The organism is Novosphingobium sp. G106, from assembly GCF_019075875.1.
GTDB lineage: Bacteria > Pseudomonadota > Alphaproteobacteria > Sphingomonadales > Sphingomonadaceae > Novosphingobium.
On the sequence record NZ_JAHOOZ010000001.1, the window covers coordinates 4,168,950 to 4,188,197 of the forward strand.

21 protein-coding genes and 1 pseudogene are annotated in these 19,248 nt (G+C 67.0%); 13 read left to right on the forward strand and 9 right to left on the reverse strand.

Annotated elements, in window-relative coordinates; all coding sequences use genetic code 11:
• Positions 1-32 precede the first annotated feature (32 nt).
• From KRR38_RS19900 to KRR38_RS19915, 4 genes are all read right to left on the reverse strand, one after another.
• Complete coding sequence (locus KRR38_RS19900) at positions 33-1,232, reverse strand: aminotransferase class I/II-fold pyridoxal phosphate-dependent enzyme (protein WP_217404813.1); 1,200 nt, start codon at positions 1,230-1,232, stop codon at positions 33-35.
• Between the two features lie 7 nt (positions 1,233-1,239).
• The gene (locus KRR38_RS19905; protein ID WP_217404815.1) at positions 1,240-1,479 is read right to left on the reverse strand and encodes an acyl carrier protein; all 240 of its coding nucleotides are present in this window, start codon (positions 1,477-1,479) and stop codon (positions 1,240-1,242) included.
• A gap of 93 nt (positions 1,480-1,572) precedes the next feature.
• Positions 1,573-2,100, reverse strand: coding sequence for a nuclear transport factor 2 family protein (locus KRR38_RS19910; protein ID WP_217404817.1), 528 nt, complete (start codon positions 2,098-2,100; stop codon positions 1,573-1,575).
• Between the two features lie 12 nt (positions 2,101-2,112).
• Positions 2,113-2,490: a response regulator gene (locus tag KRR38_RS19915; protein ID WP_217404819.1), complete on the reverse strand. Its 378-nt coding sequence runs from the start codon at positions 2,488-2,490 to the stop codon at positions 2,113-2,115.
• Between the two features lie 109 nt (positions 2,491-2,599).
• On the opposite strand from KRR38_RS19915, the gene KRR38_RS19920 reads away from it, so the two are divergent.
• The 5 genes from KRR38_RS19920 to KRR38_RS19940 are packed head-to-tail and all read left to right on the forward strand — an operon-like array spanning position 2,600 to position 5,854.
• The gene (locus tag KRR38_RS19920) at positions 2,600-2,833 is read left to right on the forward strand and encodes a DUF3572 domain-containing protein (RefSeq protein ID WP_217404821.1); all 234 of its coding nucleotides are present in this window, start codon (positions 2,600-2,602) and stop codon (positions 2,831-2,833) included.
• Complete coding sequence (locus tag KRR38_RS19925) at positions 2,830-3,474, forward strand: HAD family hydrolase (protein WP_217404823.1); 645 nt, start codon at positions 2,830-2,832, stop codon at positions 3,472-3,474. Before KRR38_RS19920 ends, KRR38_RS19925 begins: the two co-directional genes overlap by 4 nt.
• Positions 3,471-3,944, forward strand: coding sequence for a RidA family protein (locus tag KRR38_RS19930; RefSeq protein ID WP_217404825.1), 474 nt, complete (start codon positions 3,471-3,473; stop codon positions 3,942-3,944). Before KRR38_RS19925 ends, KRR38_RS19930 begins: the two co-directional genes overlap by 4 nt.
• Positions 3,916-4,707, forward strand: a complete 792-nt coding sequence (locus tag KRR38_RS19935; protein WP_217404827.1) for a glycerophosphodiester phosphodiesterase family protein — start codon at positions 3,916-3,918, stop codon at positions 4,705-4,707. Before KRR38_RS19930 ends, KRR38_RS19935 begins: the two co-directional genes overlap by 29 nt.
• 4 nt (positions 4,708-4,711) lie before the next feature.
• The gene (locus tag KRR38_RS19940; protein WP_217404829.1) at positions 4,712-5,854 is read left to right on the forward strand and encodes a GNAT family N-acetyltransferase; all 1,143 of its coding nucleotides are present in this window, start codon (positions 4,712-4,714) and stop codon (positions 5,852-5,854) included.
• A gap of 60 nt (positions 5,855-5,914) precedes the next feature.
• Here the strand turns inward: KRR38_RS19940 and KRR38_RS19945 are convergent, their stop codons facing one another.
• Positions 5,915-6,253 (reverse strand): hypothetical protein, encoded by a 339-nt coding sequence (locus tag KRR38_RS19945; protein WP_375293426.1) that lies wholly within the window; start codon positions 6,251-6,253, stop codon positions 5,915-5,917.
• Positions 6,254-6,592: 339 nt separating this feature from the next.
• Here KRR38_RS19945 and dksA point away from each other — a divergent pair, with 339 nt between their 5' ends.
• From dksA to KRR38_RS19975, 6 genes are all read left to right on the forward strand, one after another.
• Entirely contained in the window at positions 6,593-7,051 is a 459-nt protein-coding gene (gene dksA / locus KRR38_RS19950; protein WP_217404831.1) for an RNA polymerase-binding protein DksA, read from the forward strand.
• A 254-nt stretch (positions 7,052-7,305) separates the two neighbouring features.
• Complete coding sequence (locus tag KRR38_RS19955) at positions 7,306-7,671, forward strand: PilZ domain-containing protein (protein WP_217407359.1); 366 nt, start codon at positions 7,306-7,308, stop codon at positions 7,669-7,671.
• 72 nt (positions 7,672-7,743) lie between these two features.
• On the forward strand, positions 7,744-9,240 hold the full coding sequence (locus KRR38_RS19960) for an ABC transporter substrate-binding protein (RefSeq protein ID WP_217404833.1): 1,497 nt from the start codon (positions 7,744-7,746) through the stop codon (positions 9,238-9,240).
• Positions 9,241-9,281: 41 nt separating this feature from the next.
• Positions 9,282-9,701, forward strand: a complete 420-nt coding sequence (locus KRR38_RS19965; RefSeq protein ID WP_375293466.1) for a DUF4112 domain-containing protein — start codon at positions 9,282-9,284, stop codon at positions 9,699-9,701.
• A gap of 58 nt (positions 9,702-9,759) precedes the next feature.
• Positions 9,760-9,972, forward strand: a complete 213-nt coding sequence (locus tag KRR38_RS19970; RefSeq protein ID WP_217404835.1) for a hypothetical protein — start codon at positions 9,760-9,762, stop codon at positions 9,970-9,972.
• Entirely contained in the window at positions 9,969-10,880 is a 912-nt protein-coding gene (locus KRR38_RS19975) for an SDR family NAD(P)-dependent oxidoreductase (RefSeq protein ID WP_309141093.1), read from the forward strand. The genes KRR38_RS19970 and KRR38_RS19975 overlap by 4 nt, the downstream gene beginning before the upstream one ends.
• On the opposite strand, the pseudogene arfB reads toward KRR38_RS19975, so the two are convergent.
• From arfB to pabB, 4 genes and pseudogenes are all read right to left on the reverse strand, one after another.
• Positions 10,877-11,294, reverse strand: a pseudogene (arfB, locus tag KRR38_RS19980) (alternative ribosome rescue aminoacyl-tRNA hydrolase ArfB). The gene KRR38_RS19975 and the pseudogene arfB overlap by 4 nt on opposite strands.
• Positions 11,287-11,949, reverse strand: a complete 663-nt coding sequence (locus KRR38_RS19985; RefSeq protein ID WP_217404837.1) for an RluA family pseudouridine synthase — start codon at positions 11,947-11,949, stop codon at positions 11,287-11,289. Before KRR38_RS19985 ends, arfB begins: the two are co-directional and overlap by 8 nt.
• Positions 11,949-13,121: a pyridoxal phosphate-dependent aminotransferase gene (locus KRR38_RS19990; protein WP_254514889.1), complete on the reverse strand. Its 1,173-nt coding sequence runs from the start codon at positions 13,119-13,121 to the stop codon at positions 11,949-11,951. Before KRR38_RS19990 ends, KRR38_RS19985 begins: the two co-directional genes overlap by 1 nt.
• The gene (pabB, locus tag KRR38_RS19995) at positions 13,118-14,908 is read right to left on the reverse strand and encodes an aminodeoxychorismate synthase component I (protein WP_217404839.1); all 1,791 of its coding nucleotides are present in this window, start codon (positions 14,906-14,908) and stop codon (positions 13,118-13,120) included. The genes KRR38_RS19990 and pabB overlap by 4 nt, the downstream gene beginning before the upstream one ends.
• Positions 14,909-15,010: 102 nt before the next feature.
• Between pabB and KRR38_RS20000 the strand changes: the two genes are divergently transcribed.
• Together KRR38_RS20000 and KRR38_RS20005 are read left to right on the forward strand one after the other, a co-directional pair.
• Positions 15,011-16,576, forward strand: a complete 1,566-nt coding sequence (locus tag KRR38_RS20000; protein WP_217404841.1) for a helicase HerA-like domain-containing protein — start codon at positions 15,011-15,013, stop codon at positions 16,574-16,576.
• Positions 16,577-16,586: 10 nt separating this feature from the next.
• On the forward strand, positions 16,587-19,247 hold the full coding sequence (locus KRR38_RS20005) for a M1 family metallopeptidase (RefSeq protein ID WP_217404843.1): 2,661 nt from the start codon (positions 16,587-16,589) through the stop codon (positions 19,245-19,247).
• Position 19,248: the final 1 nt, after the last annotated feature.

Sequence of the window (19,248 nt, forward strand, 5' to 3'; positions counted from 1 at the left end):
GACTTGATGACGATCGTGCGGCAATCGCGCGATCAGATGATCCCGGTCGCCTTCCCCGCGCGCTCGAACATGCCAATGATCGTCTGGACCTGCTCGGCCGAATGCTCGGCGCAGAGCGAGCAGCGCAGCAGCGTCATGTTCGCAGGCGTCGCCGGCGGGCGAGCAAGGTTCACGTAGAGGCCCTCCTTCAAGAGCGCTTCCCACATCGCCGCGCCGCGTTCGAGATCGGGCATGATCACCGAAATGATCGCGCTCTGCGGGCTGTCGGTGCCGAGCTGAAAGCCGCGGTCCTTGAGGCCTTTGTGCAGCGTGCGCGAATTCTCCCAGAGATGCGCGCGCTTGTTGCCCGAATGCATGAGCTTGCGGATCGAGGTCGCGGCGGTGGCGACGACGCTCGGCGGCAGCGAGGCGGTGAAGACGTAGGGCCGGCAGACCAGCCGCAGGATCTCGAACTTCGGGTGGTTGGAAACGCAGAAGCCGCCGACCGTACCGACGCTCTTGGAAAAAGTGCCGATGACGAAATCGACATCGTCGAGCACGCCCTGATCCTCGGCAACACCGCGGCCGTTGGGACCGATGAAGCCCATCGAATGGGCCTCGTCGACCAGCACCATCGCGCCATTGGCCTTGGCGACGGCGATCATCTCCTTGAGCGGGGCGATATCGCCCATCATCGAATAGACGCCTTCGAGGATCACCAGCTTGCCCGCGCCCTCGGGAATGCGCTTGAGGCGCTTTTCCATGGCTTCGAGGTCGTTGTGCTTGAACGGGACGACTTCGGCATCACCGAGCTTGCAGCCGTCCCAGATCGACGCGTGGCTGTCGATGTCGAGGACGATGTAGTCGCCCTTGCCCGCCACCGTGGAAATGATGCCGAGGTTGGCCTGGTAGCCGGTCGAGAAGACCATGGCGTGATCCATGCCGTAGAATTCGCAGAGCGCCTGCTCGACCGCCTTGTGCCCGGCATAGGTCCCGTTGAGCACACGGCTGCCCGTCGTGCCCGAACCGAAATCGTCGAGCGCCTGCTTGCCCGCATCGATCACGTCGGGATCGAAGGTCATGCCCATGTAGTTGTAGGTGCCGAGGAGGATCGTTTCACGGCCGTTGCAGATCGCGACGGTCGGCGAGATCACCTTTTCCATCACGAGGCTGAACGGATCCTCGACGCCCGAGGCGAGCAGCCCCGCGCGGAGGTCGATGATCGGCTGGAACTTGTCGAACAGGTCGCCCATCTGCCGATCAGCCCTGCAGCTTCACGACGGCGTCCACAAGCTGGCCGTAGGTCTCTATCTCGGCCTGCTGGTTCATGCTGATGATGATGTCGAATTCGTCCTCGATCGCGGCGACGAAATCCATCACGGTCAGGCTGTCGAATTCGAGGTCGCCGGAGAAAGTGCTGGTGTCGTCGATCGGGACGCCTTTCTTGTTGAACGGCGCGATCAGCGCTGCGATCCGGTCGGCAGTGGCGGCACGGTCCATCAAAAAATATGCTCCTGAAACGATGCTGGCCCTCTGGCCAAGAATTGCGGCGCAAAAGCGGCGCGGGGCCGCCGTGTCAAGTTCTGCCGCGCCTCACGATCCGCGCGGGTTGACCACCGCAGAGATGTAAGCCGCGTCGCGCAGGCCGTCGGGTCCGCCCAGAATGGACTTGGGCAACGGCTCGCGCGGCAAGGGATCCAGGCGGTCATATCGCAGGCGCCAGCTCGTGATCTTCCAGGCGCCCTCGATCTTCCGGTAGGTCTCGTATTCGCGGCCGTGGCCGTTGTAGCCGCAGCGTTCGCCGGTCTGGGGATCGAACGGCCATTCGTTGTAATCGTGGAGCACCCAGATGCCGCTCGCTTCGGTCGGGCTTTCGAAGGTTATCTCGGGCATCGAGAAGCGGTGGAGCGAAATGGCCCCCTCGAGCATGTCCCTGACGGCGTAGGCGTAAGTCGCACCGCCGTGCATCAGTTCGCCCATGCCGAGGTCGAAGGTGCAATCGGCGCTAAAAACGTCCTTGAAGCCTTCCCAGTCCTTGACGTCGGCCAATCGGCCGAACCGCGCCTTCAGCTCGATAATCTCCTTGTAGTCGAGCATCTGTTGCAACAGGTCCTCAGCCATCGCGTCCTCTCCTTAGACTGCCGCTTTTTCGACCAGACCTTTCACGGCCGCCATGAACGGCCCGATCGACACGGGCTTGGCCAGGTAGGAATCGGCGCCCGCCTCGCGGATGCGTTCCTCGTCGCCCTTGCCCGCATAGGCGGTTACCGCCAGCACCGGGATCGAGCGCAGGATGGGATCGGCCTTGGCCGCCTCGATCAGGTCGAGCCCCGAAACGTTGGGCAACTGGATGTCCATGATGATGAGGTTGGGGACGAAGCTCTTGGCCTTGTCCAGCGCATCGAGCCCATCGGCGACGGGCTCCACGGCATAGCCCTGACTCTTCAGCACGTCGCAGAACAGCTTCCGATTGAGATCGTTGTCCTCGACAACGAGGATTCGCTTTGCCATTCGCCAGCCCGCGCACCATGTTGGTAAAGCGAACTTCTAAGCGCTGCAGGCGAGACTGACAATTCTACGAGACCGCTCATCCCCCGCGATAAATGCGGATTCACAGGCTTTGGCGCTGTCCGCGCTCGGCTGGGTGCTGGGCGACGAGAGCCGCGCCTCCCGCCTGCTCGCGCTAACGGGGCTAACCCCCGACGAACTGCGCGAGGGCCTTGGCGATCCGGCACTGCTCGGCGCGGTGCTCGACTTCCTCTGTTCGCATGAACCCGATCTCGTCGCCGCGGCCGATGCGCTCGGCGTCACGCCGCAGGACCTTGCCGGCGCGCGCGAAAGACTGAACCCATGAGCCGGCCGCTGGTCATCACCGATTGCGACGAAGTCCTGCTCTACATGATCGCGCCGTTCCGCGACTGGCTGGCCGAGACGCAGGGCATCCTGTTCGACATGAGCCGCGAGGACTTCGGCCGCGCCATGACCTATGCCGGCAGCGGCGACACGGTCGTGGGCGAGGAAGTCTGGCGGCTGCTCAACCTGTTCTTCGACGGCCAGATGCACCGCCAATCGCCCGTGCCCGGCGTGATCCAATCGATCGCCGCGCTGCGCGAGCATGCCGATGTCGTCGTCCTGACCAATCTCAAGGACTTCCGCCAGCAGGCGCGAACCCAGCAGCTGCTCGGCCACGGGCTCGATCTGCGCGTATTCACCAACCAGGGGCCGAAAGGCCCGGCGCTCAAGGCAATCCTCGACGAGTACCAGCCGTCGCGCGCGGTGTTCATCGACGACATCGCCCAGCACCACGGCTCGGCCGCCGAGCTAGTGCCGCATGTCAGCCGCCTACACCTCTGCGCCGAGCCGCTGCTCGCGCCGCATATCACTTGCGCCCACACCGCCGGCCACGCTCATGCGCGGATCGACGACTGGGAGAGCGCCCTGCCCTGGCTGCTCGATCGCCTGACCAACCAGAACGCCACCACGGAGACCGCATGACCACCGACGCCGCAATCGACGCGAAGTTGGCCGAACTCGGGCTGGAACTGCCCGAACCCGCCGCGCCGGTGGCCGCCTATGTTCCGGTGGTGATCGCCGGCGGGCTCGCCCACGTCTCGGGCCAGCTGCCCTTTGTCGACGGCGTGCTGGTCAAGGGCCGGCTCGGCGCCGACGTCGATGCCGGCAAGGGCTATGAGGCGGCGCGCGCCTGCGGGTTGATGATCGTCGCCCAATTGCGTGCGGCGCTGGGCTCGCTCGACCGGGTCGAACGGATCGTCAAGCTCGGCGCTTTTGTCAATTCGACCGGCGATTTCACCGACCAGCCCAAGGTCGCCAACGGCGCTTCCGAACTGATGGCCGCGCTCTTCGGTGAGGCCGGCAAGCATGCCCGCAGCGCGGTCGGCGTACCCGTACTGCCGCTTGGCGCCGCGGTGGAGATCGATGCCATTGTCGCCATTCGCGCCGATTGACCGCTGGCTGGCGCCGGCGCCCGATCCGGGCAAGGCCGCCTGGATCGGCGACCATATTTTCGCCCATCGCGGCCTTCACTACCCCGGCGTTCCCGAGAATTCGCCCGGCGCTTTCGCCGCCGCGATCTTCCGCCACTATGGCATCGAGTGCGACATCCAGCGCTCGGCCGATGGCCAGGCCATGGTCTTCCACGACTGGGATCTGGACCGGCTGACCAGCCAGAGCGGACCCGTGGCGAAACGTAACGCCGCCGAACTCGGCGCGATTATGCTGACCGGCAGCGAGGACCACATTCCGACGCTGCGCCAGTTGCTCGACCAGATCGACGGCCGCGTGCCGCTGCTGATCGAAATCAAGTCGCGCCGCCAGATGCATATCGGCGCGATCTGCCTCGCGGTTCGCCGCGTGCTTGAAGGCTATGTCGGCCCGCACGCCGTGATGAGCTTCGATCCGCGCGTATCGCGCTGGTTCGCGACCCATTCGCCGGCGACCGTGCGCGGGCTCGTCGTCACCGAGGAGAACGACAAGACGGCGACGGGCCGGATCAAGCGACACCTGTCGCTCTGGCAGGCGCGGCCCGACTTCCTCGCTTACGACATCCGCGACCTGCCGAGCGCCTTCGCCGCCGGCCAGCGCAGCCGCGGCCTGCCCGTGGCGAGTTGGACCGTGCGCAGCGCAGAACTGCGCGACAGGGCGGCGCTCCACGCCGACGCACCGATCGCCGAAGGGGCGGGGATCGGGCAAGTGCCTGTGCTAGGCTGACCTCATGGCCGATTCCGATCCCGCCTATGCCGTCCGCCTGCTCGCTTCGGTCGGCGAATGCGATGCCGCCGAATGGGACGCGCTGACCGATGGGGGCAATCCCTTCGTCTCGCATGCCTTCCTCAGCGCCATGGAGGATTCGAAGTCGGTCGGCGAGCGCAGCGGCTGGCTGCCGACCCCGCTTGTGATCGACGGGCCCGACGGGCGGCTGGCGGCGGCCCTACCGGCTTATGTGAAGTCGCACAGCCAGGGCGAATATGTCTTCGACCACTCCTGGGCCGATGCCTGGCACCGCGCCGGTGGCTCCTATTACCCCAAGCTGCAGATCGCCGCGCCGTTCACCCCGGCGACCGGCCCGCGCCTGCTGACCCCCGAGCCCGCGCTCGCGGCGCCCCTGCTGCGCGCGGCCGAGCAGTTCTGCGTGCAGCAGGGGCTGTCCTCCGCCCACGCCACTTTCATCGAGCCTGCCCAGGCTCCGCTATTCGAGCGCGCCGGCTGGCTGCTGCGCGAGGACATCCAGTTCCATTGGGAAAACCGCGGCTACGCCAGCTTCGACGACTTCCTCGCCCAGTTGAGCTCGCGCAAGCGCAAGGACCTGCGCAAGGAGCGTGCCGCGGCGCAGGCCGGCGTCGAGATTCGCGCGCTGCGCGGCGACGACATCCGCCCCGAGCACTGGGACGCCTTCTGGCATTTCTATCAGGACACCGGCGCACGCAAATGGGGCCAGCCCTATCTGACCCGCAAAGCTTTCACCCTGCTCGGCGAGCGGATGGCGAATCAGATCCTGCTGGTCCTGGCTTTCGTGGATGACCAACCCATCGCGGGCGCGCTCAACTTCATCGGTGCCGACGCGCTCTATGGCCGCTACTGGGGGGCGCTGGTCGACAAGCCGTTCCTGCATTTCGAGCTCTGCTACTACCAGGCGATCGACGCGGCAATCGCGCTGGGGCTTTCCCGCGTCGAGGCGGGCGCACAGGGCGGGCACAAGCTGGCGCGCGGCTACGAACCGGTGCGCACCATCTCGGCGCATTACATCGTCCATGAAGGATTTCGCGAAGCGGTCGCCGAATTCCTCGCGCGCGAACGCGAGGGGATCGTCGGCGAGCAGCTCTATCTCGGCACGCGAACGCCGTTCAAGAAAGGTTAGGGCGATTTCGCGCCGGCTGCCCCCGGCCGGCCCGGAAATCGCAGCAGAACCAGTAGTACCTCAGGCCGCCTTGCGAGCCGTCGCGGCGAGCCATTCGCGGGCGCGGCGCTGGGCTTCGGCGATCTCGCGCGCGGTCATCTCTTCCGAAATGTCCGCCCGGCACATCTGGGCTTCCTCGTGACCCGCGACGGCGGCGAGGTTGAACCACTTGTGCGCTTCGACCAGGTCACAGGCGATGCCGTGGCCGCCGGTCGAGTAAGCCACACCGAGATCGAAATAGGCGGCAATGTCGCCCTGCGCCGCTGCGGCGAGGCATCGTGCCACCATCATGTCACCGGCTGTGTCTTGCGTTTCGCTCGCGCCGGCCAAGTCAGTATTGTGTATCCAGGCTATCGTCATGCTAGTTGCCCCCCTGGCTGAAAATACGGGTCCTCCTTCGCCCGTCCTGTGTCGGACGCTGGCAGATTTATGGTCAAGAAAAGGTTAACGCGTTTCCGCATTTCTCGCCGGGCGAGGCCCGGATTGGCCCGAACCCACATGCCCAAAGCTCGGAATTCTCACAAAAATGTCATCTTCAGCAGGGCTTAAGGAAATTTCATGTAGGAGAAAGTCTATTGCCGCTTGTGCGGGTTCAGGCCCCCAACTATAGGCGCGGCAACCGTGGCTCGCAGTACGCTACCGGGAAAACCCGGGGCACCAAATGCAGGCGGTCCGGGGAGGAGTGGTGCGGAGACTCTGATGGCGACTGCCCTTGCTGATGAAATCGACGTCCTGGCGAAAGCCAAACGTGCGCTAGGGGGCGATTACACCCCCAGCGAAGACGAGCCCTATATGTCGGAGGCGCAGCAGGACTATTTCCGGCGCCTGCTGATGGAATGGAAGAAGCTGATTCTGAATGCCGCGGCCGATACGCTGCAGCAGCTCCAGGACGGCCCGATCCGCGAGCCCGACCTCAACGACCGCGCCTCGAGCGAGACCGATTGGGGCATCGAGCTGCGGACTCGCGACCGGCAGCGCAAGCTGATCGCCAAGATCGATTCGGCGCTGCGCCGCATCGAGGAAGGCGACTACGGCTATTGCGAGGTCACCGGCGAGCCCATCGGCATCGGCCGGCTGACCGCCCGCCCCGTCGCGACGATGACGGTCGAGGCGCAGCAGGCGCACGAACGTCGCGAGAAAGTGTCCCGCGACGACTGATGTGCGATCGCCTTCGATTGCTTCGAAGGCGATGCTCCAGCTTCTCGGCTATCCGCGGCTTCGGATCCGTCTGATGGCCAATCTGTCCCGAAATCGGTCTGATGCGGCGCCTCCAGATTCCCGATTAAAGCTTTGTTTGTCAGTTCCGTTTATCAGCGGGCGGTGGTACGACGGCTATGGGTCGCACCATGGTTGCACGCACGGATCTCGACTGGGATCTTCGATTTGGCACTGGCAATTGGCTAGGCGAGACGATGGACGGAAGTGAAAATAGGCAAATCGCGCGCGACAGCCTGTTCGTCATGGCCGACCTGCGCCTGCCCGATTCCGCCGCCGAGCATCGCATCAAGGTGCGCAACCTCTCCGCCGGCGGCATGATGGGCGAAGGTACGGTGCGCGTTTCGCGCGGCGACCTCGTCGAAGTGAACATCCGCAATATCGGCTGGGTCGAAGGCTCGGTAGCCTGGGTCCAGGACGATCGCTTCGGCGTCGCCTTCCAGGAAGAGATCGATCCCAAGGTGGCCCGCGCGCCGGTGGCGCAGGCACAGACGGCGGGTGCCAGCCCCTCGCCCCAGCATAAATACGTGCCCCGCGACGCTAAGTCGCTGCGCAAGATCTGATCCCAAACTGGCCGGGCATTCCTTGCCCAGCCGCATTCCCGCCTCCGGCAAAATCGGCTAGGTCCGGCGCGGATGCGAAAGGCCCGGAAATCCCTCGCGAAACGCATCAAGCTGCTGGTCGCTTTGCTGGCTGGCCTGCCGCTTGCCGCCTGCGGTTCGGGCAAGGACGCGCTGACCGTCGTCACCATCGGCAGCCCCGCTTCGCCTTTCGAGAAAACCGCACGCCTTTCGCCGCCGGCCCGGTTGATCCGCGCCGCGACGGTCGAGGGCCTGGTCGGCTTCGACGAGCAGGGCCAGATCGTCCCGGCCCTGGCGGACCGCTGGATCGTCACCGACGACGGGCTGAGCTACATCTTCCGCTTGCGCGACGGCACTTGGGCCGACGGCAGCCCGCTGACCGCACAGAGCCTGCGCACCGCCCTGCGCGAGACGATGGCGGGGCTCCGCGGCATGCCCCTGGCGCTCGACCTCTCGGGCATCACCGAAATCCGCGTGATGACCGGACGCGTGATCGAGATCCGGCTGGCCGCGCCGATGCCCAACCTGCTGCAGCTGCTCGCCCAGCCCGAGCTCGGCCTAGCCCACGAGGATCTGGGCACCGGCCCGATGCGGCTGCGGCGCGACGGCGACGTCGCGCTGCTGACCGCGATTCCGCCGGAGGGTCGCGGGCTGCCCCAGGTCGAGGGCTGGAGCGGCAAGGTTCGCCCGCTGCGGCTGCTCGCGCTTCCCGCCGAACAGGCCGTGGCCAGGTTCAACAGCGGCGAGGCGGACGTCCTGCTGGGGGGCAGGATCGAAGACTTCCCCCTGGCAGGCTCGGTCGGGCTCATCCGCGGGACGATCCAGCTCGACCCGGTCATGGGCCTGTTCGGACTGGCCGTTTCGGAGACCGACGGCTTTCTTGCCGCGCCCGAAAATCGCGAGGCCGTGGCCATGGCGATCGACCGCAGCGCGCTGATCGACGCTTTCGGCGTCGGCGGCTGGACCCCGACCACGCGCATCGTCGGCGCCGGCGTGGCCGACGATCCAGGCTCCATCGGCGAACGCTGGCCCGGCCTGTCGATCGGCGAGCGCCGCGCCCAGGCCACCGCACGGGTCAACCGCTGGCGTGCCACCCAGCCGGGAGCGCCGGCACCGGTCGAACTGCGCCTGGCGCTGCCGCGTGGACGCGGCGGCGATATCCTGTTCGCGCGGCTGCGGGCCGATCTCGCAGCAGTCGGCATCGAGGCCCAGCAGGTCGGCCCCGACGACGAAGCCGAACTCCGCCTGGTCGACGCCGTCGCCCGTTATCCCCGCGCCGCCTGGTTCTTGAACCAGCTGGGTTGCGGTGCCAGGCGCGGCCTCTGCAGCGAGGATGCTGATCGCCTGGTCGCTCAGGCGCAGCGCGCGAGCGACCCCGCGGTCGGCAAAAATCTGCTCGCCGATGCCGAGGCAGAGCTGACCAAGGCGAACGCCTTCATCCCCTTCGGCCCGCCGATCCGCTGGTCGCTTGTACGCGGTGACGTCCACGGCTTCGCCGCCAACCGCTGGAACATTCATCCCTTGATGCCGATGGCTATGCTTCCCAAATGAAGCGCGTCCGTCGTTCGGACGGGATCGGAGCGAAGACCAAAATGGCCGGTACGGCACAGCAGACACGGCGCATGGCGCCGGAACTACCCCTCGGACGCGACGCAGTCGCCGTGCGGCAGCGCATAGAAATGGCCGAGCGGCTGCTCGAGCGGGTATTTGTCATCCCCGGTATCAACCGGCCGATCGGGCTCGACGTCATCCTCGATATCGTGCCCGTGGCTGGCAATGCGATCGGCGCGTTGATGGGCATGTACCTGGTCTGGGAAGCCCGCAACCTCGGCATGTCGAAGTGGCAGATGACGCGGATGATGGGGAACGTCGGGATCGACGCCGTCATCGGTGCGGTGCCCTTCGTCGGCGCCGTCGCGGACTTCTTCTTCCGGTCGAACACGCGCAACCTGAAGATCGTCCGCAAGCATCTCGACAAGCACCACCCGGCCTCGCGCATCATCGAGGCCTGATCGCCCGAACCTGATTGGAGGGGCTGGCGGCGCTTTCGCCAGCGGCTATGATGCCGCGATGCGCAAGACCTGCCTGCTCGCCCTTCTTTTCGCTCTCGCCGCCTGCGGCAAGTCGGACAATGCCCCCGGCCCGGGCGGCGTCACCGTCGGCGAGGCCCGCGCGCTCGACGAGGCGGCCGAGATGATCGAGAAACGCCAGCTTCCTAAGGACGCGCTGCATCCGCCTGCTCCGGCCCCTTCGGCCGCGGCCAGCGCAAGCACCACGCCATGATGCTCGCGGGCAAGGTCGTCGCCGTGACCGGCGGCGGGCGCGGCATCGGGCGAGCCATCGCGCTGCTCTGCGCGCAGGAAGGTGCCGCGGTGCTGGTCAACGATCCCGGCGTCGCGCAGGACGGAGACGGCAGCGATGCCGGCCCCGCCGAGCAGACCGCCGCCGATATCCGCGCCGCCGGCGGCCAGGCCCAGGCCAATCTCGCCAGCGTCGCCGATCCCGCGGGCGCGCAGTCGATCGTCGCCGACGCCATTGCCGCTTTCGGCCGGATCGACGCCGTGGTGAACAACGCCGGCATCCTGCGCGACGCGATCTGGCACAAGCTGAGCCACGAGGACTGGCGCGCGGTGATCGACGTCCACCTCCACGGCGCCTTCAACGTCGCCAAGGCCGCAACGCCGCATTTCCGCGAGCAACAGTCGGGCAGCTTCATCCATTTCACCTCGGGCAGTGGGCTCACCGGCAACGTAGGCCAGGCCAATTATGCCGCGGCCAAGCTGGGCATCGTCGGCTTGTCGCAGTCGATCGCGCTCGACATGGCGCGCTACGGCGTGCGCTCGAACTGCATCGCGCCGGTCGCGTTCACCCGAATGATCGAGAACCTGACGCGCCATCGCGCCGACGACGACCCCAGCATGGCCAAGTTCCGCGACATGGGGCCCGAAAAGATCGCCCCGCTCGTCGCCTATCTTGCCTCGGACGTCGCGGCAGACGTCACCAACCAGGTCTTCGGCGTGCGCCGCAACGAGATCTTTCTCTATTCCAAGCCGCGCATCCTCCGCTCGATGGCCAAGAGCGAAGGCTGGACCGCGCAGTCGATCGCCGACGAGCTGATGCCCGCGTTGCGCCCAGATTTCGAGCGGGCCGATCTGACGGCGCAAATGCTTCAGCCCTACGATCCGATCTAGTCGAAGCTCACCTTACCGCGCCCGGCCTTGACCGCGCCGCGCAGCTTCTTGCCCTGGAGCCGCTGTTCCTTGCCGACACGGTTGAGGCGGGACTTGGCGCGCTTTTCGGGCAGATTGTGCGCTTCGGTCAGCAGTTCGGCGAGCCGCTCGCGGGCGTCGGCGCGGTTGGCTTCCTGGGTACGGAAGCGGCGCGCAGTGAGGACGAGTTCGCCGCGCGCGGTCATACGGCTGCCGGCGAGTTCCTTGAGGCGGTGAAAGATCTCGGGGGGGCAGGCGCAACGCGAAGACGTCGAGCCGCAGCTGCACCGCGGTCGCCACTTTGTTGACGTTCTGGCCGCCGGGGCCCGAGGCGGTGATGAAGCTTTCGCTCGCCAGTGCCTGCGCGCGTTCGATGGCAGGCTCAGCGTCAGGCATCCGGCTCTTCGAAGCCGAGAATGGCGAAATCGGCGGGCAGTGACGAAGTCGCGGCGACCGGCGGCTTGTCGCCGCGGTGCAGGATAAGCGCAGAGGCGTGGAGCATCGTGCGGGTCACGCGGCGGTCCTTCTTACCGTAGACCGGATCGCCGACCAACGGAAAGCCGAGCCCGGCGAGCGCGTGGATGCGGATCTGGTGGGTGCGACCGGTCACCGGCTTGAAGCGGACCATGGTGACGCCATCGTGGACCGCCAGTCGCTCCCAATGGGTCATCGCCGGCTTGCCCTTCTTCGCTGCGATCATCCGCCAGCCGTCCTTCTCGCTGCTGATCTTCGACAGTGCGAGTTCGATCGTGCCGGCTTCCTCGGCCAGCTCGCCGGCGACGAGGCCGATATAGGTCTTGTCGACCTGGCGCTCCTCGAAAGCGGCGGAGAAGCGCTTGAGCGCCTTGGGATTGCGCGCGAGCAGCAGGCAGCCCGAGGTATCCTGGTCAAGCCGGTGGACCGGTGCGGGTGGGCGCTGGAAGCCGAGCTTGAGCTGTTCGAGATAGTCCTCGAGGCAGGGCCCGCCGGCGCGCGGACGATCGAGCGGCAGACCGGCGGGCTTGTCGATGACCAGGGCCTCGCCGTCTTCGAACAGGATGGGCAGGTCCATCAGGCGACCGCCGCCGCGATCCGGCGCACGGCTTCGGCGAGCTGCGCGTCGTCGGCAGCGAAGCTGATGCGAAAGCCGTCCGCCCCGCCGAAGGCCGAAGCCGGGACGATGGCGACGCCGTGTTCTAGCAGTTGCAAGGCCAGTGCCTCGTCATTGCCGAACCGGCTCATCAAGGGCGCGGCGTCGACCATGCAGTAGAACGCGCCGTCGGGCACCGGGCTCGACAGGCCGGGGATCGCATTGATCCCGCCGACCACGAGATCGCGCCGCGTGCGGAACCGCTCGCGCCAGTCGAGCAGGAAGTCCTGCGGGCCCTCGAACGCCGCCACCGCGCCAGCCTGGCTGACCGAGCTGGGGTTGCCCGAGCTGTGCGACTGCAGCTTTTCCATCGCCTGGATTAGCCAGCGCGGGCCAGCGACGACGCCGATGCGGAAGCCCGTCATCGCGTGGCTCTTGGAGACGCCCGACACGGTCAGCACGCGGTCGGCAATGCCGGGATATTCCACGGCGAGCGTCGCATGGGCGCCGCCCGAGTAGCGGATCGGCGCATAGATATCGTCGCTCATCACCAGCACGCGCGGGTGGCGTGCCAAGACCTCGCCGATCGCCTGCAGCTCCTCGGCCGGATAGGTCGCGCCCGTGGGATTGCCCGGGCTATTGAGCAGCAACCAGCGCGTACGCGGCGTGATCGCCTGTTCGAGCTGTGCGGCGGTGATGCGGAAGCCGCCCGCGGCGTCGGTCGGCAGCTTGACCACCTCGGCCCCGGCGAAGCGGACGATCTCCGGATAGGAGACCCACCACGGCGCGGGGATCAGCACTTCGTCGCCGGGATCAAGCGTCGCCAACAATGCGTGGAAGATCGCCTGCTTGCCGCCGGCGCTGATCGTCACCTGGCTGACCGGCACTTCGATGCCGAGATCGCGGGCGAAATGCAGCGCCGCCGCCTTCTTCAGGGCCGCCGTGCCGCCCACCGGGGTATATTTCGTATCACCTGCGTCCATCGCCGCCTTTGCCGCGGCGATGACGTGCGGCGGCGTGGCGAAATCGGGCTCACCCACCGACAGCGAGATGATGTCGCGCCCTTCGGCCTTGAGCGCCGTGGCGCGGTCGGTCATCGCCGTGGTCTGCGAGGGGGCGATGCGCTGGAGCGCTATGGACGTATTGTCGGTCATGGAAGCAGCCTCGCTGGCATCAGGCCGCGCAGGGCATTGCCGATGAAAAATCCCTGGCCGAGATCGGCGAGCGTCAGCTCCGCCTCTTCGGCGCGGCCTTCCTCGATCAGCGCGCGGCGCAGCACGCCCGGCAGCAGGCCCAGCGCCAGCGGCGGGGTCAGCAGCTTGCCGTCGCGCTCGACGAAGACATTGGTGAAGCAGCCTTCGGTGACGAGCCCGTCGCTGCGCAGGAACAGCCCCTCTACCCCGCCCTCGGCCTGCGCCGCGGCAAGCCCGGCCTCGTAGAAGCCGCGGTCCGAATTCTTGTGCCGCAGCCGCCAATCGCCCGGATCGACCGGCAGGCGGAACACCGCGCATGGCGCCGGGTCGGGCAAGTCGGCAGGAAGGTCGGCCAGTTCGAGGCTGTAGGAACCGCTGCGCGCGAGCACGAGCCGCAGTTTGCCCGGCCGATCGGCATCGAAGCACAGCGCCTGTATCGCGTTGCGCACGGCGTGGCGATCGAACAGGAAGCCGAGTTCCGAAGCGCTCGCCTTGATCCGTTCGAGATGCAGTTCGAGCAGCGGGATGCCGCCGTCGGGCGTGAAGGCCATGGTCTCGATCAGGTCGAAACTCGCCGGCGACTCTCGCACGAAACCCCCTTTGACCAGGCACTCGCGCCATTCGTCCAGTGCATCGGAATCGGCGACGATCGCCGATCCCACCCCCAGCACCGCACGACCCCGACCATTTTCGCCGGGTGTCAGACGCAAAGTTCGGATTGCCACATTGAACGCAGCATCGCCAGAGGGATCGATACGGCCGATTGCACCGCAGTATGCCCCCCGCGCATCGCGTTCGGTCTGCTGGATCAGTTCCATCGCCCGGATCTTGGGCGCGCCGGTGATCGAACCGCAGGGGAACAACGCGCGGATCATGTCGACCGCCCCCTTGCCCGGCTGCAGCCGCGCGCGCACGGTCGAGACCATCTGGTGCACGGTCGGATAGCTCTCGACCGCAAAGGCGTTCTCGACCCGCACCGAGCCCGGCTCGGCAACGCGAGAGAGATCGTTGCGCATCAGGTCGACGATCATCAGGTTCTCGGCGCGATCCTTGACCGAAGCGGCGAGTTCGTCGGCCAGCGTCTTGTCCTCGCCCGGCGTGCGGCCACGCGGACGCGTGCCCTTCATCGGCTTGACCGTCGCGGCGCCGTCTTTCAGCGCAAAGAACAGCTCGGGCGAGAAGCTGAGCAGCCAGTGCGTGCCGTCGAACACCACGCCGCCGTAACCGGCGCCCGCCGAGGGCCGGATCGCCGTGTAGAGCGCCAGCGGATCGCCGCGCCAGGACGCCGCGAGCGGAAAGGTCAGGTTGGCCTGGTAGATATCGCCCGCGCGGATCGCTTCCTGCAGCGCGGCGAAGTTGCGGCCATAGCCGCCGAATGAAAGCTGCGGCTCGAGCGGACCGATCGAGCCCGATGGACCACCGGCATTCGCCGCGAGCCACTGCGGTACTTGGGCGGCGGAAATCGTCTCGTAATTCTCGAAAGCACCGAACCAGACCAGCGGCCCCATCGCCCCGGTTCGCCCCGCGGCGAGCGAGGCCAGCCGCGGTTCGAGCGCAAGGCCGGCCTCATAGGCGAGGTAGCCGGCCAGCTCGCGCCCTTCGGCATGCAGCGCCTCGATCCGCGCCAGCGCGGGCGCCACCTCTTCGGGCCGCCGTGCGACGACCAGCTCGACCGGCGCGCGGTAGAGCCTGGCGTCGCTCGCGCCCTCGGGCCGGGCATCGTCGAGCAGGATGAAGGGTTCGGCCATTCTGCCCGCCCTCTAGCCGCGACAGGCGCCGCTTGCAAAAAGCCTCTCGCACAGTGTCCTAGGCCCCGGTACACCTGTGCCGCAAGACAGCTGGAGTGCGGCATGAGCGAGATCTACATCGGACTGGGCGCGAACAACGAGCGGCAGGTGCTGCACCTCGGCCGAGCTAACCGCCACGGGCTGATCGCCGGCGCGACGGGCACCGGCAAGACCGTCACGCTCCAGACCATCGCCGAGCAGTTCTCCGCCAACGGCGTCCCCGTCTTCCTCGCCGACGTGAAGGGCGATCTCTCGGGCATTTCGATGGCCGGCAGCCACGAGTTCAAGAACGCCGCGATCCTCGAAGGCCGGGCGAAGGAAATCGGCATCACCGACTACGCCTATCACGACAATCCGGCGATCTATTGGGATCTCTACGGCGAGCAGGGCCACCCGATCCGCACAACCATCTCGGAAATGGGCCCCTTGCTGCTGTCGCGGCTGATGGGCCTCAACGAGACGCAGGAAGGCGTCCTCAACGTCGCCTTCCGCTATGCAGACGACAACGGCTGGCTGCTGCTGAACCTCGAGGACCTGCAGGCCGTGCTCACCGCCACGGCCGAGAACGCCGGCGAGCTCGCGACCAAGTACGGCAACGTGTCGAAGGCCAGCGTCGGTACGATCCAGCGCCAGCTGCTCGCTTTCGACAGCCAGGGCGCAGCCAAGTTCTTCGGCGAGCCGGCCTTCGAGATCGCTGACTTCATCCGCTGCGACGACAACGGCAAGGGCTACGTCAACATCCTCGCCGCCGACAAGCTGATGCAGAGCCCCAAGCTCTACGCCACCTTCCTGCTCTGGCTGCTGTCCGAACTGTTCGAGGCGCTTCCCGAAATGGGAGATCCCGACAAGCCCAAGCTCGTCTTCTTTTTCGACGAGGCGCACCTGCTGTTCGAGGACGCACCCGACGCGCTGATGGACAAGGTCGAGCAGGTCGTCCGGCTGGTCCGCTCGAAAGGCGTCGGCGTCTATTTCATCACGCAGAACCCGATCGACATTCCCGAGAAGATCGCCGGCCAGCTCGGCAACCGCGTTCAGCACGCGCTGCGCGCCTTCACCCCGCGCGACCAGCGCGCGATCAAGGCCGCGGCCGAGACCTTCCGGATCAATCCCGATCTCGACGTCGAGAAGGCGATCACCGAGCTCAAGGTGGGCGAAGCGCTTGTCTCGACCTTGCAGGACGACGGCAGCCCCTCGGTGGTCCAGCGTACCCTGGTAGCGCCACCATGCTCGCGGCTCGGGCCGGTAACGCCCAAGGAGCGTGCGATCGTCCAGTCGATCAGCCCCTGCGAGGGTAAGTACGATACCGAGGTGGATCGCGAATCCGCGTCCGAAATCCTGGCGCAGAAAGCACAGGATGCAGTGGCGGCGGCGCAAGTCGTCGAGCAGCAGGGCGAGGAAGCGCAGCGCGCGCAGCCGCGCCAGTCGCCCTCGCTCTGGGAGAAGGCCGGCAAGGCCGCGCTGGGCGCCGCCGCAGCTTCGGCCGGGACCATGGTCGCACGCAGCATGAGCGGCCGGAAGTCTTCGGCATCGCCGATGGCCTCGGCCGCCACCGCCGCAGTAGGTGCGGTTCTGGGCAGCGGTGCGCTCGGCCGATTCGCACGGGGTTTGCTTGGCGGATTATTGCGCTAATAAGGCAGCGATGATCCGCACACTCCTGGCCGCGCTGCTGGCCACCGTTCCGGCGCAAGCCTTCGCCCAGGCCGCCGTTCCAGCTCCCGCCCCAGCGCCTGCCGCGACGCCAGCCGCCTATCCGGTGGGACAGCTTTCCGACGCCGTGCAGCCGCAGGACTATCGCCTCGATCTCACCGTCGATCCGTCGAAGGAGCGCTTCTCGGGCAAGGTCGAGATCGACGCGCTGCTGAAAGCGCCCAGCGCGACTATATTCCTCCACGGGCGCGATTTCGCCATGAACCGCGCGGTCGCGCGGGTCGGCGGCAAGGAATTCGTCGGGACCTGGAAGCAGATCGATCCGACAGGCGTCGTCGCGCTGACTTTCGCCCAGCCGCTGCCGGCCGGACCGGTCGTCTTTGCTTTCGACTACGATGCGCCGTTCCAGGACGGACCCACCGGCATGTTCCGGGTCAAGGTTGGCGGCGACTGGTATAGCTGGACACAGTTCGAATCGATTGACGCGCGTGCGGCTTTCCCGGGCTTCGACCAGCCTTCGTTCAAGACCTCGTTCACCGTCACTCTGCGCACACCGCGCGGACTGAAAGCGGTCGGCAACGCGCCTGAGACATCGACGACCGCCGAGGGCGGACTCGACGTCCACCGCTTCGCCCGGACCCTGCCGTTGCCAACCTATCTCGTGGCCATGATGGTCGGCCCCTTCGCCACGGTCGAAGGCACGGTTCCGCCGACGCCGCAGCGCACGAAACCGCTGCCGCTGCGCATCGTCACGACGCAGCCCAACGCCGCCAAGCTCGACTTCGCGCTACAGGGCTCGAAGGAAATCGTCGCTCTGCTCGAAGACTATTTCGCCGACGGTTTCCCCTACCCCAAGCTCGACCAGATCACCTCACCGATCCAGCCCGGCGCGATGGAAAACGCCGGCGCCGATCTCTATGGCGACAGCCTGCTGGTGATGACCAAGGACGCGCCGACGCCGAAGAAGCGGCAATTCGGCATGGTCGTCGCGCATGAGCTGGCGCACCAGTGGTTTGGCGATCTCGTCACGCCGACGTGGTGGGACGACATCTGGCTCAACGAAAGCTTCGCCAACTGGATGGGCTACCGCATCGGCGACGCCTGGCGGCCCGATCTCAATATCCGCGCCGGCGCGGTGGCCGAGGGCTTCGGCGCGATGGACACTGACGCGCTGCTCGCCGGGCGGCCGATCCACCAGAAGATCCCGGCCAATTCGGACATCGACGCCTCGTTCGATTCGATCACCTACGGCAAGGGCGGCCACGTCGTCGCGATGATCGCGGCCTTCATGGGTGACACGAAATTCCGCGACGGCGTGCGCCGCTATATGGCCGCGCACCGCTACGGCAACGCCACCAGCACCGACTTCTTCGCCGCCATGGCCGACGCTGCGCACGATCCACGGATCATCCCGGCGATGCAGAGCTTCATCGATCAGCAGGGCGTGCCGCTGCTGACCTTCGCCCGCACAGCAGACGGCTACACTGTCCGCCAGAGCCGCTACGCCAAGCTCGGAACGACGCCGCCCGCAACGCGCTGGGGCGTGCCGATGTGCCTGCGCCGCGGCGAGACGCGCCAGTGCAGCCTGCTGACCGAGGAAAGCGCAGCGGCGACGATCTCCGGCAGCGGCCCGCTGGTGCCCAATGCCGGCGGCACCGGCTACTACCGCTTCGAACTGCCCGCGGCCGACTGGGACGCGCTGATCGCCGATGCCGACAAGCTGACACCGAGCGAGGCCCAGGCGACGGTCGATTCACTGTTCGCCAGCCTGCTCGCGGGGCGGTCAGGCGCGACCAAGCTGGCCGCGCTGGCGGAAAAGCTGATCAACTATCCCGACAGCTACGCCAGCGACGTCGCCATCGGCGCGCTCGGCAACCTGACCAGCGCCGACCTGCTCGACGATGCCGGCCGCCGCGGCTGGCGGCGCTTCGTCAAGCGGCTCTATGCGCCGCTGCTGACGCAGTACGGTTTCAATCCGCGTGCCGGTGCCTATGCCGCCGACGCGCCCGAGCGCGCCCAGAGGCGAGTCCAGATCGTCGCACAGCTCGCCGGCGCGGCGCGCGACAAGGGCCTGCGGCGGCAGCTCGAAGCGGCGACGCGCGACTTCCTCGCCGGCAATGCCCAGGCGCTCGACGAATCATGGCTGGGGCTCGGTCTCGACGTCCATCTCGCGCAGGGCAAGCTGCCCGCCGCCAAGGCGCTGGTCGACAAGGCCCTGGCTTCGGAAGACCCGGCCTTCCGCCCTGCCGCGCTGGGCACGGTGGCGGGCAGCGGGCGCAAGGATGTTGCCGCCTGGCTGCTCGACGGCCTCAAGGATCCGCGTCTGCGTGCGAGCGAAAAGCGCGACCTGCTGCGCGGGGTGATCCTGAACGGAAGCACGCGCGAAGTGGGCTATGCCTGGCTGCGCGCGCACCTGGACGAACTGACTACGGGCGCGGGCGGGATCTTCTTCGCCGCGCGCCTGCCGCAGATGCTCTCGCGCTTCTGCTCGGTCCAGCGCGCCGATGAATTTGCCCGCGATCTACGCCCGCGCTTCGCGGGCAAGTCCGGCGAGCTCGAACTCGAACGAACGATCGAGCGCATGCGCAATTGCGGCGTGCTGAGCGACAAGCGCAAGGACGAGCTCTCGGCCGAGTTCGCGCGCCTGAAGTGAC

Excerpts from the sequence above, each read along its gene's own strand:
- KRR38_RS19900 (WP_217404813.1), bottom strand. The coding sequence starts at position 1,232 with ATGGGCGACCTGTTCGACAAGTTCCAGCCGATCATCGACCTCCGCGCG.
- KRR38_RS19905 (WP_217404815.1), bottom strand. The coding sequence starts at position 1,479 with ATGGACCGTGCCGCCACTGCCGACCGGATCGCAGCGCTGATCGCGCCG.
- KRR38_RS19910 (WP_217404817.1), bottom strand. The coding sequence starts at position 2,100 with ATGGCTGAGGACCTGTTGCAACAGATGCTCGACTACAAGGAGATTATC.
- KRR38_RS19915 (WP_217404819.1), bottom strand. The coding sequence starts at position 2,490 with ATGGCAAAGCGAATCCTCGTTGTCGAGGACAACGATCTCAATCGGAAG.
- KRR38_RS19925 (WP_217404823.1), top strand. The coding sequence starts at position 2,830 with ATGAGCCGGCCGCTGGTCATCACCGATTGCGACGAAGTCCTGCTCTAC.
- KRR38_RS19930 (WP_217404825.1), top strand. The coding sequence starts at position 3,471 with ATGACCACCGACGCCGCAATCGACGCGAAGTTGGCCGAACTCGGGCTG.
- KRR38_RS19935 (WP_217404827.1), top strand. The coding sequence starts at position 3,916 with ATGCCATTGTCGCCATTCGCGCCGATTGACCGCTGGCTGGCGCCGGCG.
- KRR38_RS19940 (WP_217404829.1), top strand. The coding sequence starts at position 4,712 with ATGGCCGATTCCGATCCCGCCTATGCCGTCCGCCTGCTCGCTTCGGTC.
- KRR38_RS19945 (WP_375293426.1), bottom strand. The coding sequence starts at position 6,253 with ATGACGATAGCCTGGATACACAATACTGACTTGGCCGGCGCGAGCGAA.
- dksA (WP_217404831.1), top strand. The coding sequence starts at position 6,593 with ATGGCGACTGCCCTTGCTGATGAAATCGACGTCCTGGCGAAAGCCAAA.
- KRR38_RS19955 (WP_217407359.1), top strand. The coding sequence starts at position 7,306 with ATGGACGGAAGTGAAAATAGGCAAATCGCGCGCGACAGCCTGTTCGTC.
- KRR38_RS19960 (WP_217404833.1), top strand. The coding sequence starts at position 7,744 with ATGCGAAAGGCCCGGAAATCCCTCGCGAAACGCATCAAGCTGCTGGTC.
- KRR38_RS19965 (WP_375293466.1), top strand. The coding sequence starts at position 9,282 with ATGGCCGGTACGGCACAGCAGACACGGCGCATGGCGCCGGAACTACCC.
- KRR38_RS19970 (WP_217404835.1), top strand. The coding sequence starts at position 9,760 with ATGCGCAAGACCTGCCTGCTCGCCCTTCTTTTCGCTCTCGCCGCCTGC.
- KRR38_RS19975 (WP_309141093.1), top strand. The coding sequence starts at position 9,969 with ATGATGCTCGCGGGCAAGGTCGTCGCCGTGACCGGCGGCGGGCGCGGC.
- KRR38_RS19985 (WP_217404837.1), bottom strand. The coding sequence starts at position 11,949 with ATGGACCTGCCCATCCTGTTCGAAGACGGCGAGGCCCTGGTCATCGAC.
- KRR38_RS19990 (WP_254514889.1), bottom strand. The coding sequence starts at position 13,121 with ATGACCGACAATACGTCCATAGCGCTCCAGCGCATCGCCCCCTCGCAG.
- pabB (WP_217404839.1), bottom strand. The coding sequence starts at position 14,908 with ATGGCCGAACCCTTCATCCTGCTCGACGATGCCCGGCCCGAGGGCGCG.
- KRR38_RS20000 (WP_217404841.1), top strand. The coding sequence starts at position 15,011 with ATGAGCGAGATCTACATCGGACTGGGCGCGAACAACGAGCGGCAGGTG.
- KRR38_RS20005 (WP_217404843.1), top strand. The coding sequence starts at position 16,587 with ATGATCCGCACACTCCTGGCCGCGCTGCTGGCCACCGTTCCGGCGCAA.